Genomic DNA, 14,003 nt, shown 5'->3' on the forward strand with positions numbered 1-14,003 from the left:
ATACTGTCAACACATACCCACTACGTAGCCAACCCTCTATCTACAAATGCGATTGATATATATATTTGTCTTCATTTCAAGGAAAACTTATTTATCACTTCAATTTTACATAGTTAAACAAATTATTATGCAGAAAGCTTCTCTACCCCTGTCTCAAGTTCTTCCAAAAGGATAAGTGCATTTTCAAAATCATAATCACGTACTAATTCCGACATGCTCCGAACAAGGTTTTGTAAATCCGGAGCGCCACCCATATGGCGCTGGATCTCTTCTATCAAATCCACAGCCTCGGTATCATCATCATCCAGCAGTGCACGTAATTGCAGCAGCTCGTCACCTAATATCTCTTTTGAGAGCTGAATATTAGAAATCACAGGCGCAAGCACAAGTTTATTTCGGATGTCATTCACGGTAACAGCCAATGCTCCATCAAGTGCGTTTATTAACTGACGCTGCATCGCATTACCATTCTTCGCAGTAATATTTGCATCAAGCTCTGCAGCGAGTTCCTGAATCTTTGTTGCCCCAATGTTACCTGCTACCCCTTTAAGAGTGTGCGCATACCTGCTTGCTGTTTCAATATCGTTTTTCTGCAACGCATCGTTCATCAATATGCAAAAATCTGCCTGCGTTTCTGCAAAGCGTGCAAGCAACCGCCGCAACAAGTTTTTATTCTGCTGACAAGTAGACAACCCTTTTTCAAAATCTACACCGGTAATATTCGGCAGCGTATCACTGCTGTCTGCACCCTGAGTCTTCAGTTCTACACCAATGGAAGGGGTGATCCAGCGAGCCATTTTTGAGAACATATCAAGTAGTTCTAATGGCTTTGCAATATGATCATTCATACCGACTTCAATAACTTTTTCTCTATCTCCCACCATTGCATTTGCAGTCATGGCAATAATTGGCAACCCAGCAAAACGGGCATCTTCACGCAATCTGCGGGTTGCTTCATAGCCATCCATGACCGGCATCTGGCAATCCATCAACACACCATCGAATTTTTTCTCTTCAAGAATATCCAAAGCTTCTTGCCCGTTTGTTGCTACAGATACAATCATACCGTTCGACTCAAGCAATTCCATAGCAAGTTCTTGGTTTACCTCATTATCTTCAACCAGCAAAATAACGGCGCCTGCGAGTTGCTGCAATGCATTGTCTACAGCATTTTTACGTCCGTTGTTTCGCTTCTCTGTCGCATTAAATATTCCTTTAACGGAAGAAAGAACCTGCAACAGTGAATTCTTGGTAAGCGGTTTTATCACACAAGCATCAATAATGCCTTGTTCCGCAGCGTCGGTAGCAGCCTCACGGCCAAATGCAGTTACCATAATTAAGTCTGGACAATTTTTCGAACCATACTGTTCTTTAATTAAGCTTGCTGTTGTGATGCCATCCATATCAGGCATACGCCAATCAAGAACAATCATCTCGTACTGTTCAGCCTTCACAGACTCTTTAACCATTTTTACAGCATCGATACCGCAATCAACGGCGTCCGTTACATACCCCAGCTCTGTTAACAACGAGCAGAGAATATCGCGTGAAGTTCTACTGTCATCGACAACAAGCACCCGTGCACCGTTAGACAACGCAACAGGAGCCTGTTCTGGACTCTCTACATCAACAGCAAGGCACACATTAAAGGAGAACGTTGTTCCACTTCCGTATTCACTCTCAACCCAAATCTCTCCACCCATAAGCTGAGCAAGACTACGAGAGATTACAAGCCCAAGACCGGTGCCGCCATATCTACGGGTTGTTGAAGTGTCTGCCTGAGAAAAGGATTTAAACAATTTGTAGATCTGTTCACGCTTCATGCCGATGCCGGTATCCTGAACAGAAAATAGAAGCGTAATGCTGTTTTCTGCCACAACTTCCACATCAACTGTGACGACAACCTCACCTTCATCGGTAAACTTCACCGCATTATTGCCAAGATTGATCAACACCTGCGTCAGCCGCAAGGGATCACCAATGAGCTTAGGCGGCACTTCAGGACAAATTCTAAAGAGCAATTCCAGCCCTTTTTCTTCTGCCCTCAACCCCACACGCCCGCAACATCCTGCATGACGTCATCAAGGTAGAATGGAACAGATTCTATCTGTAATTTGCCTGCTTCAATTTTAGAGAAATCTAGAATGTCGTTGATGATACCCAGCAGGGAATACGCAGCTCTGTGTACTTTTTCGATAAAGTTACGCTGCCGCCTGTTGAGTTCTGACTGCAATGCCAGATGGGACATGCCAAGAATTGCATTCATCGGAGTACGAATTTCATGACTCATATTTGCCAGAAATTCACTCTTTGCGTTGGATGCCTCTTCAGCAGTTATTCGAGCCGACTCAAGCTCCTGTTCCATCCGCTTACGTTGTGTAATATCGGTAAATACAATTACGCAGCCCTGAATTTCTTCTTCATTAATAATAGAACGGCATGTGTACTCAACAGGGAAAATATGCCCTGATTTCGCTTGAAAAAATTCATTCCTGTTCGTGCTTGTCTGTCCGGAATGTAGCGCATCATAAATACAGGATCGGGGAATAGTTGGCTCATTATCTTCTTCAAAGGTAAACAAAATCTGCTCGAGAATCTTCTTCCCGATTATTTCATCATCAGAGTATCCAAGATGATATAATGCTGCATCATTCGCAAAAATTACTTCCCCATCACTATTCAATCCAAGAAGCCCCTGCCCAACAGATGTCAAAATCAGACGCCATTGTTTTTCAAGATCCTGTAATTCTTGAGTTCTTTCAAAAACTTTATGCTTCAGCTCTTCCTTTGATTGGAGAAGGCTTTTATTTGCTTTTCTGCCAAGGCTTAGCGTGAAAAGAATAGATGGAATTGTGAACGAAAGCATAAGAAACATGATGGCAATAACACTATATTTAAACCGCGAGTACTGCTCTAACACTCCCGCTACTTTGCTCTCAGCGACCAGCCCGATATTTAATCCGGGAATCCAGCGAGCAAGGCCATATACCCCTTCGCCTTGAGGGTTCTGGTACTCAACTAAACGCATACCCGGATGCGCTTGAGTGCTCCCTTTTGTCTCGACGTTAAATGGAACATCTATTCCCGCAAAGGCGCTAACGTGCCCCTGAATATGGCTTTTGTTATTAACAGAAAGCCCCTGTATGCAGGTATCGTATAAGACTTCACCAAACTGGTTAACAGCAAAAATTTCTCCATGCTGCTCCGTTGTTGTGTCGTTGATAGAAAGATAGAAGTGTTCATTCACATCAAGCTGAGCCGCCACAACCGCAACAGACTTACGGGATGAGTTAACAACAGGCATAAGCAAATACATACCGCACTGCTGCCCACCTGTTGGAGCATCCGCATGATAGCATGGCGGTACAAAAACAGTTTGCCCTGCAAGAGCTTTTCGGAACAATCGAGGATGCCGCTTTGCAATCTTGGCGCCCTTATCGCTTTTGTCGCCGACAATAACCTCCCCCTGTACTGATAACAAAATGCGGGACTGTTCACCGGAGAGAACACTATACTGCTCCCAATAATTTTCCAGTGCTTGCAATACACGTATATACTCAAAAGTATCCCTATTGCCCGACAGCGACGCAACCTGATCGACGAGCGTAAAAAACATACCCCTGCCTATCATGTACTGAAGAATACGAGAGTGCATATCAATCATGCGCAACAAGCGAGATTCTGTTGATTCAAGTCTTTCAACAAGCGATTGCTGCTCTTTCTGAAGAATATCTTTCCGGCTCTCTGTTAAAATGAACCATGACGTTCCAGAACAGAACAACACAAACAGCGCGATTGCAATTAACAGCAGTCGCGCAAAATTAATCGAACCGAACGCAAGTCCTTCACTATATTTTGATTTTTTGTTTAGCGCACGAACAGTTATAAAGAGAGAACACAGCAGCGCAAAAAACAGCACAAACAACAGCGCCACATCTCTTTCAAATGTGTTTTCACTCGGCAGGCTCTGCACTGCAGTATTACGGGCGAGAACATATCGCTTTGTTATTTCGTCTTTGTCCGCTTCGCTTACAGAGTTTAATGTTTTTTCAATAATAGAATGCAAATATGGCTCATCTTTGGCCGTAATAAAATGCAGTGACTGAGATGGGAATGCGTCCTGCGGGACAGCTTTAATGCCTGAAAGACTGTTCTCTTTTTGTGCATAAAGAACCGCCATATGTGCATCCAACAACGCATCAACTTCGTTGTTTAACAGCGCGGCAATTGAATCTACCAAAGCCGGAGTTGAAACGACTTCGATACCCGGAAATCTTCTTGGAAGCAGGTCTGCTGTTAGATATCCTTTGACTATGGCAACCCGTTTTCCACGCAGATCACTCATCTTCTTTATGGAGTAGTCATCCTGCCGGACAAACAAAAAGTCCCGCACGCTCATAAACTGCGTTGAAAAATCGCCAAAAGTCTCACGTGAAGGATGATAGTAGACATTTGGAAGTAGATCGAGCTCGCCCTGTTTAAACCTTTCCATCAATTCAGAAAATGTTCCGAGGACGTATTCAAAGCGCACGGGAGCCCGCTCGGACATTTTAGCCATGAGATCAACAACAATCCCTCTAGGTCCTTCACCGGGAACAACGTAATTAAAAGGCGGCCACTGTTCAATTCCGACACGAACTACTGGATTAACTTCCAACCATTGGCTTTCTACCTCAGTAAGCCACACACTTCTGTCTTTACTAGTTCCGAGTGAAGGGTCCTGATAAAAAAGTTCCAGCCTGCCTATCGTGCTATCTTCATAAATGATGGATGATGTATATTTTGGGAACTGCTCAGCAATGAGAGGTATTTTTTCATTAAAAACATGCTCACGACGGGATCTATAGTAGGTAAAAAACGGCTCACCGGTGATGGTATCCACCACTCGCAACGCTTTTATGTATGGTGTCCTTTTAATGATAACAGAAAGTGTTCCCTCAAGCTGTCTCACATCAAGGTTGTACAAAAAGACTGCACTTAAATGAGATAGCTCACTCGCAAGCTCAGAACCGCTCTGCGTAGATCTGGCAAATGCGTCATCAATCTGCGCCTCTGCCACAGGTACAAACGCAACAAATATGAGTAACGCAACAACACAATTCAAAGCATACTCAAGATATTTTTTCACCGCTCTCTCCACCCTCAGGTTCCGCCCCGCACGCTCATCATTGTGATAATTCTGAGCATTCCGAAACCAATCAAGACATCATGCAACAAATTTTATCTCAAAACAAAAAACACAAAGCATTTATGAATCTAAGAAATTTCATACCGGAAACACCATGTGCCTTACCGAGTGCCGTGTACAAATCTACTTGTAACGGTCAAGAATGATCGCGAGTCGCCCGTTGTGCTTCATCCTAAGTAGCGCGGCATCAATCCGCGAAACCAACCATTCATGTTGCCTATTTAACCGCAGCCGCATTGCGTGGGTCGAAATAGGGTCAGATGCAACCACGTTGTATGTATTCCCGTGCAGTAAATAACGAAAAATATCTTGAGGCATAACGGTATAGTCACATCGCCTCTTATCTATCATTTTGAGGAGCTGCTCTTCCGATAAAAAATCTACCCGACTTTTTTCGCTAGACCCCTTTGGCTTACTGAAGCCTATAATTCCACAGAACTTATCACCTATAGGTATATTCAGTTCTGAATCAAAACTGCCTTGCTTTGAACTTGTCACATAGACTTCTTTCGATTTCATAAAGGGAATTGAATAAACAGAGTTCTTAATTTCTGCTTTCTTTTTGCGCCATTGCTTAGCAATTCCCATTTCAATATCAATTTTGCCTACGTTCATGTACAAACGAATGCGCGCTTTCGGCAGTGCTTTGTATGAAAAATGAAAATCAGTCTCTTTTGAAATTTCATCAAGGACATCAATAAAGAGACCCCTGTACCCGCCAGTTTCGTCTCTCCAAAAATACGGCGGTCTATCTGCATTCATTAATCCAACAACAAAGGACTCTGCATTTGCATTGACAGCACAAGTACAGCCATACAGCACCATGACAAGACACAGTAAAAAACGTTTCATTGCGCCCCAACCCCCGTCATATTAGTAATGATAATTATACTAAACATGGAAACACAAGGAGATAACAGCTCCTTATGCAGTCGCTGAATAGCAACAAACATGCATTATATGTTACATACGACCCTGTAATCACAAAAAATAGAACATATCGTATCTACCTTTAACAAAAGAGAAAAATACAACACCAACCTTCAATCTTTCAATCATATTCACGATATTGAATGAAGGCTATAGTGACTTTCCTATCTGCACAGCTACTCTATTTTTTCATTTTTTTTGTTACATTACAGAATGTTGTACCTAACTTTACTGGATTATCAAAGCTTTAATCCTTCGCAACTGTATAAAACATTTCCACTACTCCACTATATACAATTCATTATACAGTGTTCATGCTTTGCATTTAGTCACAATTGACTTTTTATACACACAAGTGTTGTTTCAAATGTACTAGGCAGGTCAGTATGTTTGGTTTATAGTGAGGCATGATTCCACTTCACGACTCTATACCACGTGTCCATAAACCATATATGCTGTATGCAATCATTGCAGTATGTTCTGTAATCTTTTTATTTGAAAAATCACTGCCATTACCTCAGCTTACTGAATTTTTTTATGTATACGGAGTTGTGCCTGCGCGTTTTACTGACCCGACATGGGCAGCGAGTATGCACTTTCCACCTGATGCAGAATATGTATTTATTACACACCTGTTTATTCATGGTGGCTGGATACACATCATCTTTAATATGTGGTTCCTGTGGATATTTGGTGACAACATAGAAGATGTGATGGGACCATTGCGGTTTTTACTCTTCTATCTTACCTGCGGTATTGTTGCTATCTTCGTTAATATGTTGTTCAACCCCACAAGTACTGCGCCAGTTGTAGGTGCGTCCGGCGCTATTGCGGGGATTATGGGGGCGTATTTCCTGCTGTACCCTCATGCGAAAGTTCTTACACTCATTCCCATCGTCATTATTCCATTCTTTTTTTATCTGCCAGCCGTCTTCTTTCTTTTATTATGGGTAGGAATACAGGTCGTACTCGGCATTGCAGCATTAAGCGGTCATGCCAGTAATTCCGTAGCATGGTGGGCACATATCGGCGGATTCATCAGCGGCATTCTGTTGTTACCGTTGTTTCGTAAAAAGAACCGGTGTTATTACTGCAAAGTACCGGAAGGCACACCACCTGTCAGACCAGAGATCATAGCACCGAAGTCCGACACGATTCATAATCCCAAAGAATGATAAGCCACCACTTACCAACCTTTAAGAATTAATTCGCAACTCAAAACACGATTGACTTGAGCCGATTGATACCGCATAACGGGACGTCCAGTTACAATAGTCGTGACTGAAAAAGGATCCCGTAAGGACGGTTCTCTCATGCTTGAAATTAAAAATCTTCACGTTAACATCGGCGATAAAGAAGTTCTGAAAGGAATTGATCTCATTATCGAAGACGGTGAAACGTTTATTCTCTTTGGCCCAAACGGCTCCGGTAAAACTACCCTGCTTATGACCCTTATGGGTTTTGGTAACTACACTGTTACTGAAGGGCAGATTATTTATAAGGGTCAGGACATTACATACGCTCCAATGTATGAACGTGCCCGCCTCGGCATCGGCATGTCCTTCCAGCGCCCTCCTACAATTCACGGTCTTAAAACCAGCCATCTCGTACGGATGTGCGGTCAGGGACGTGAAGTTGATGTTGAAGGCCTTGCTAAAAAAGTTAACTTCAGCAACTTCCTCGATCGCGACATTAACGCGGGCTTCTCCGGTGGCGAAATTAAACGCTCCGAAATGCTCCAGTTAATGGCACAGCGTCCTGACATGGTTTTATTTGATGAACCAGAATCCGGCGTTGACCTTGAGAACATGGCTCTCATCGGCAAAACTGCACGTAACTTGCTCGATGGCCTTGCAGAAGGCTGCACCATGAAAAAGGCAATTAAGCGTTCAAACACTTCCGGTCTTATTATTACCCACACCGGCCACATTCTCGAATACGTGAATGCAGACCGCGGTCAGGTAATGTACAACGGTAAGCTCTGTTGTGAAGCGAACCCACGCGACATTCTCGATCATATTTCCAATCACGGTTACCAGGAATGTCTGCGCTGTCTTTCCGCTGAAACCGGCGAGATCCTCGACCTCTCCAGCTTTAACGAGGCTTCATAGACATGAAAAAAATCGATCTTTCCCAGTACAGCACTGAAGGTGCTACTGAAGCAGCTATCGAAGATTTCTCCGGCTTTTCTGCTGAAGACAAAGAACGTCTGCTTTTTGCAGGTATTGATGTAAACAACCCAAGTGAGTCCGGCGCGTTCATGCATTTGAACCACTCCGGTGTTCACTGCAAGACCAACCGCGAAGGTCTTGAAGTTATGGACATCAAAGCTGCCCTTGAAGAGTTTGACGGTCTTCCGGAATACTACTGGCAGCTTGTTGATAAAGACAAAGATGAATTCACCAGAGCAACATATGACAACCTGCATGGCGGGTACTTCATTCGTGCTAAAGCTGGTGCAAAGATTACTGAACCTGTTCAGTCATGTCTCTTCATCGACAAAGCCGGCATCTCCCAGAACGTTCACAACATCGTTGTTGTTGAAGAAGGCGCAGAGCTCCATATTATCTCCGGTTGTGCAACTGCACACGGTGCTAAAGAATCTGCCCACCTCGGCATCTCCGAATTCTACGTTCATAAGGGTGGCAAGCTTACCTTCACCATGATTCACAACTGGAGTGTCGATACAGCAGTACGACCACGCTCCGCAGGTGTTCTGGAAGAAGACGCTGTTTTCCTTAGCAACTACGTTCTGCTCAAGCCTGTTAAAGACTTGCAGATGTACCCGAAAATCACCCTTAAAGGTGCAAACTCTGTGGCACGATTCAACTCTGTAATCGTTGCTCCGGAAGGCTCCTACATTGACTGCGGTAACCGCATTGAAATGCAGGCCCCTAACACCCGTGCAGAAATCATCGCACGCACACTGACCACCGGTGGTACTATTATCAACCGTGGTTACATTGGTGCTGATGCTGTACCTGCTCGCGGTCACCTAGAATGCAAAGGTCTTATTCTCGGCGGCGGCCGTATTCATGCAATTCCTGAACTTGATTCCGATCAGGACGGTGTTGAGCTTTCTCACGAAGCTGCCGTTGGTAAAATCGCTCAGGAAGAAATTGAATACCTCATGGCTCGCGGTCTTGACGAAGACGAAGCAACCTCTACCATTGTCCGCGGCTTCCTTAACGTAGAAATGGATGGGCTTCCTAAAGAGCTTCAAAATGCTATTGAACAGCAGATTGATGAGCTCGACGCAGGCGACGCAATGTAATCTGCTCTTTTCGCACAAAATAAAAAATCCCTCTGAAGCCGTACTTCAGAGGGATTTTTTTGTATGATACAGCACACAAACTATACTGGAATGAAACGTCATGAAAACAGTACAGTTTAACAATTCAGTACTATTTTATGACAAGCTACAGGAGATTTATTGTGAAGAGATTCGCAACAATAGCTTTTGCTATCATCTGCACATACATGCTGTCTTTCAGCATGCCAGCATACGCTAACGAAGAATGTATTAATTACGCAAAGCCGCTTGCAAGCAGCGCCCGTTTACTGGCCAAATCTATCGAAGTATCCACAGAAGCACTTGTAGCCATTAACAAGCGTGCCAACGAAAATGAGATCACTTCGTTTAATGACTTTGTTGAATCCTCTCAGGAACGATCTGAAAAAATGATTCGCAGCCTTGATGAAAAACAACAGACCATAATGGATCGCGCTGAATCCACAACAGACTACACCTTATGCAAGAAAGACATGCAGGATGAGCTTGAAGAACTAAAAGCTGAGACAAAAGAAGCACAAAAGTTGCTAATTGAATTGAAAGATTCCATCAAAAGTATGCTTGATGAATTAAAAGGCGCGTTCTTTGGATAGAGCCGTAGCTGGCGCTAGGGTACAAAGGGATGAAGAAGCATTCGTTACTGCTGACTTGAATAATGAATACGTGACATACCATTATTCAAGAGAGAGCACCCTGCGCCCTACAACCTTATTATTCTGCGGCACAAACTCGTTTTGAGCTTCTAAAAACGGCGAAACGCTTCCTACTATAGGCTCAAGCTTTTCTTCATCAAAAAGAACAGCCACGGAAGCAAGAATTTTAGTGTTTCCTTGAGAAACGAAAAGATATTTTGATTTCTTAGCGGTGAAGTATGAAGAGACGATGCCTAACCGGTCGCGTTCTGGATGAGTCGTAACATAGACACCTTTTGATGTAAGATGCGGAGCAATCTCTTCAAGATTCCAAATCCCTGCCACATCAAAAACAACATCATAGGTTTCATCAGAATGTAGAATTTCTTCCTGTGTGTACTCAATAAAGTTGTCCACCCCAAGTCGCAGCAATTCATGCTGGTGCCATGAACGCCCTTGAGCGGTTATTTCTGCACCGAGCATTTTCGCAAATTGCACAGCATAAATGCCAACACCACCAGAAGCACCACTTAACAGAATGCGCTGGTTCTTTTTTAAACCTGCCAACACCTGCAAGGCTCGCATGGATGTCATGCAGCCAACAGGCACTGTCGCAGCCTGCACATGGCTAAGCTTATCAGGTTTATAAAAAATCATGCCTTCAGACACACACACATATTCCGCGTGGGCAACTCCGCCCTTACGAAAGTCTGTATATCCAAAAACATCATCGCCCTCTTTAAAGCGCTTACCAGCGATAGCTACAGTTCCAGAAAATTCATATCCCGTAATGACACCCCGTTCAGCACGACGTCTTTTCGTACGCCAACCCAACTCATCCATGGCAAACAAGTGCTTGTCACGCCCGCCAATAGATGTTGCACGGACTCGCACCAGCACCTCACCCTTGTCGGGAACAGGAACAGGACGTTCTTCAAACACAATCTGCTGTTCGAGTTCGCGTTCTGGATACAAGACCATAACGGTCATGGTCTGCTGATGAAAAGACATATGCGAAACGACTCCTTGTTACACGTTTTCGCAACATACTTTCACCAGTCTACCTAAGGTTCCGAGGTATAAGCAGTATTGTTTCGCAGTAACGACAAAGAACGCAACTTACATGTTTGACTTTAGGGTCTCTTCAAGCTCTGGATTTAGTTTTACAAGGAGGGAGCCCTCAGCTTCCGCACGCACTTTACCGGCAGCAGCGCCTTTAATTTTGCGTACATTTTTCACCCGGGCAAACATAATGCTAGCCTGTTCATCTTCTCGCTGCCAACTTTTAACGCCAACAAGAATAGCGGCCTCGTTCAAGGTCTGCTCAGGAATCTGCTGATCAGGATAATCTAAATGCAACACAAGGTGGGCACTCGGTCCATCTTCTGCGTGGAACCATAAATCATAGGATGAAACTCTATTCAGAATTTCATGGTTCCCTTGAGCATTACGTCCGCGAAGCATGAGAAAGCCGTCAGAACTTCTGAAGCGCTGAATAAATTTATCCTTTGCCTGGTGTTTCTGCTGACGTTTTAACGCGCCACCTTTAAGCTTCTTCTCCGTTTGTAACTTGGGAACTTCACCCTCGCCACGCTGGAGCCGTGCGTATTGCATTTCAAGAACCTGACGCCGTTCAGCAAGCATATCTATACCGCGTTTACCACGGGTGGCCTGTTTAAACAGGTGCGCCATGTTTTCACGAATGCTTTTTCGAGGATCAAGCGTGATCGTGCACTCTTCGCCAGCCACCAATCCTTCAATACCTTCCGGAACTGTCAGAGTGATAGAAGGAAGCTTACGGTCTGCATCAATTTGCCACAGACTAGCCTGCAAAAGTACGGCTTGCTGCTGTCCTGCAATCATGCGCTCAAGACGATCTTTTTCCTGATTCAACCGAGCAATGGTCTTCTTTGTTCGCTTTAATGCAGCAACAACCGGCTTGGCTGTAATCGAAGCTTCAGCCTGAGCAAGCTCCGCAAACAGACGCATTTCACCAATGGCAGTGGCAGCTTCAATAGCTGTTGCTATCGGCTTTTCTTCACGCTTTCCGCGAATTGCTTCCGGTAACGGCCAGACATACGCATCGGTCGGCTTGCCATCTTTAGTATATAGATAGACTTCACCAAGCTCATCAAGATCTTCCTGAGTCTCAACAGTACCGTAGCCGTATTCCAAGTCTACGAATAAAGCCTGCGCATCCATCGGATCATCATGAATAAGTGCTGAAAGTGCTTTTCGTAACGGCGGGGTCAGTTGTGGATACTTGCTCCACACATCGCTACTGGCTAAGACTTGCGGTAAGTCTTCCGGCTCACACCATGCTGGTTCAAAACCAGCCCAGTCCGGCTCTTCTTTTGTAATGAACACGCCATTACATAAATCAAGCACAAGCCACGTTACAGGGGTTGTTGTAAGCGGAAAAGCAATGCGACGATTGCACCAGTCAACAACAGGAGTTCCCAGTCGTTTACCGGCGGCATACTTACGCAGCCACATTGATTTTGCAGAGGGGTTGTCCGGATTAACAGGACGTTTGTCACTGAGAAATAGGAGGGGAAAACGGCGACCGGCCTGAAACAGTAGATTCTGCTTCCGGCCGGTGCGGTGTATTACTATTGTAGTTGTATCAGGGGCTGGCTCAAAGAACTTTTCAATACGTGCTCCTGTAAGGTGCACTGAAAGTTCTACGCACAGCCGCCTAAAGAAATGTGCTTCCATTGTTTACTAGTCAGCGCGCTGGCGCTCGTCCTCTTCCTGTTTACTTTTGCAATTAATGCATAGCTTAGTAACAGGACGTGCTTCCAGTCGTGCAATACCGATATCTTCGCCACAATCGTCACAAACGCCAAAAGAGCCTTCGTCGAGACGAGTAATAGCAGAACGAATCTTTTTAATGAGCTTACGTTCACGATCACGAATACGTAATGTAAACGCGCGATCAGACTCAGCGGTTGCACGGTCTGCAGGATCTGCAAACATTTCACTATTATCAGTCAGATCGTCCAGAGTTGCGTCACCTTTCTGCTGTGCTTCATCAAGCATCCCCTGCAGAATTGTACGGAAATGATCAAGATCTTTCTGTTCCATGTATGTCCTCCTCGGCATCTATCAAACTGAGGCAGTCACTCTCATAACTGCCAAAACTGCACTGCAAATAACGCCAAGTGTGTGGTCGTATGCGCATTACCATAAAGAAGAACAATCCAATAAACTAAAATATATCAAAAAGCAAAGCTCTCGTTATGAGTTATAATGCGTTTGGGCAAATTGTGCTGTATCCCATTAAATGTAACGTCAGAAAGTAAGGTTACCATTATTAAAGAACACATTAACCATACGACTTGACTTAATAATATGTACCACTGAACAAAAGCTTACAGTTTATCACTTCCGGCAAGCAGGAATACGCTCGTTTTTGCAAGCCACACATCTGCACGAACCCAACAACTACATGCCGCACTCACTCCGTAAGAGTAGATACGCACTTCATGTAGTCGTTTTGTGGTATTTTGTTGAAAAATAGAAAAAAATTATCTTTTTTGCTTGACCGGTTTCTACCCTCTGCGTATACCCCTCCCCCGTTGGGACAAACAAGTTTCAACGCAACGAGCGGGAATAACTCAGTGGTAGAGTACAACCTTGCCAAGGTTGGAGTCGCGAGTTCAAATCTCGTTTCCCGCTCCACTAAAAAATTTAGGCGCAGTCAATTTAGGACTTGATTATCATAAGAAAGTCCCTTAAAAAGCTGACTGCATTGCTGAAAAGCAACACGAGCGGGAATAACTCAGTGGTAGAGTACAACCTTGCCAAGGTTGGAGTCGCGAGTTCAAATCTCGTTTCCCGCTCCACTAAAAAATAAATAAGCAGACATATTAAGAGCGGGAATAACTCAGTGGTAGAGTACAACCTTGCCAAGGTTGGAGTCGCGAGTTCAAATCTCGTTTCCCGCTCCACTAAAAAA

Annotated in this window: 10 protein-coding genes and 3 tRNA genes; 7 read left to right on the forward strand and 6 right to left on the reverse strand. The window is 44.2% G+C overall.

Annotation, left to right across the window (positions count from 1 at the left end; translation table 11 throughout):
- Window positions 1-125: 125 nt before the first annotated feature.
- From MKHDV_RS17410 to MKHDV_RS17420, 3 genes are all read right to left on the reverse strand, one after another.
- Window positions 126-2,054, reverse strand: a complete 1,929-nt coding sequence (locus MKHDV_RS17410) for a response regulator (RefSeq protein WP_160717597.1) — start codon at window positions 2,052-2,054, stop codon at window positions 126-128.
- Window positions 2,045-5,128: a histidine kinase dimerization/phospho-acceptor domain-containing protein gene (locus tag MKHDV_RS17415; RefSeq protein WP_160717599.1), complete on the reverse strand. Its 3,084-nt coding sequence runs from the start codon at window positions 5,126-5,128 to the stop codon at window positions 2,045-2,047. The genes MKHDV_RS17410 and MKHDV_RS17415 overlap by 10 nt, the downstream gene beginning before the upstream one ends.
- Window positions 5,129-5,311: 183 nt before the next feature.
- Entirely contained in the window at window positions 5,312-6,040 is a 729-nt protein-coding gene (locus MKHDV_RS17420; protein ID WP_216846958.1) for an ABC transporter substrate-binding protein, read from the reverse strand.
- A 485-nt stretch (window positions 6,041-6,525) separates the two neighbouring features.
- On the opposite strand from MKHDV_RS17420, the gene MKHDV_RS17425 reads away from it, so the two are divergent.
- The 4 genes from MKHDV_RS17425 (at window position 6,526) to MKHDV_RS17440 (ending at window position 10,003) form a co-directional block, all read left to right on the forward strand.
- Entirely contained in the window at window positions 6,526-7,293 is a 768-nt protein-coding gene (locus MKHDV_RS17425) for a rhomboid family intramembrane serine protease (protein ID WP_160717603.1), read from the forward strand.
- A 138-nt stretch (window positions 7,294-7,431) separates the two neighbouring features.
- Window positions 7,432-8,229 carry an ABC transporter ATP-binding protein gene (locus MKHDV_RS17430; RefSeq protein WP_160717615.1) on the forward strand — a complete coding sequence of 266 codons (798 nt, stop codon included), beginning with the start codon at window positions 7,432-7,434 and terminating at the stop codon, window positions 8,227-8,229.
- A 2-nt stretch (window positions 8,230-8,231) separates the two neighbouring features.
- The gene (locus tag MKHDV_RS17435) at window positions 8,232-9,392 is read left to right on the forward strand and encodes a SufD family Fe-S cluster assembly protein (protein WP_160717605.1); all 1,161 of its coding nucleotides are present in this window, start codon (window positions 8,232-8,234) and stop codon (window positions 9,390-9,392) included.
- Between the two features lie 161 nt (window positions 9,393-9,553).
- Entirely contained in the window at window positions 9,554-10,003 is a 450-nt protein-coding gene (locus MKHDV_RS17440; RefSeq protein WP_160717607.1) for a hypothetical protein, read from the forward strand.
- An 81-nt stretch (window positions 10,004-10,084) separates the two neighbouring features.
- Here the strand turns inward: MKHDV_RS17440 and MKHDV_RS17445 are convergent, their stop codons facing one another.
- The 3 genes from MKHDV_RS17445 to dksA all read right to left on the reverse strand — a co-directional run bounded on the left by MKHDV_RS17445 (window position 10,085) and on the right by dksA (window position 13,129).
- Window positions 10,085-11,053: an NAD(P)-dependent alcohol dehydrogenase gene (locus MKHDV_RS17445; protein WP_160717609.1), complete on the reverse strand. Its 969-nt coding sequence runs from the start codon at window positions 11,051-11,053 to the stop codon at window positions 10,085-10,087.
- A 108-nt stretch (window positions 11,054-11,161) separates the two neighbouring features.
- Window positions 11,162-12,760, reverse strand: a complete 1,599-nt coding sequence (locus MKHDV_RS17450; RefSeq protein ID WP_160717611.1) for an NFACT RNA binding domain-containing protein — start codon at window positions 12,758-12,760, stop codon at window positions 11,162-11,164.
- Window positions 12,761-12,766: 6 nt separating this feature from the next.
- Entirely contained in the window at window positions 12,767-13,129 is a 363-nt protein-coding gene (gene dksA / locus MKHDV_RS17455; protein WP_160717613.1) for an RNA polymerase-binding protein DksA, read from the reverse strand.
- Between the two features lie 522 nt (window positions 13,130-13,651).
- Here dksA and MKHDV_RS17460 point away from each other — a divergent pair.
- From MKHDV_RS17460 to MKHDV_RS17470, 3 genes are all read left to right on the forward strand, one after another.
- Window positions 13,652-13,726 (forward strand) — tRNA-Gly (locus tag MKHDV_RS17460).
- A gap of 89 nt (window positions 13,727-13,815) precedes the next feature.
- Window positions 13,816-13,890 (forward strand) — tRNA-Gly (locus MKHDV_RS17465).
- Between the two features lie 30 nt (window positions 13,891-13,920).
- A tRNA-Gly gene (locus MKHDV_RS17470) sits at window positions 13,921-13,995 on the forward strand.
- Window positions 13,996-14,003: the final 8 nt, after the last annotated feature.

Source organism: Halodesulfovibrio sp. MK-HDV, from assembly GCF_009914765.1.
GTDB lineage: Bacteria > Desulfobacterota > Desulfovibrionia > Desulfovibrionales > Desulfovibrionaceae > Halodesulfovibrio.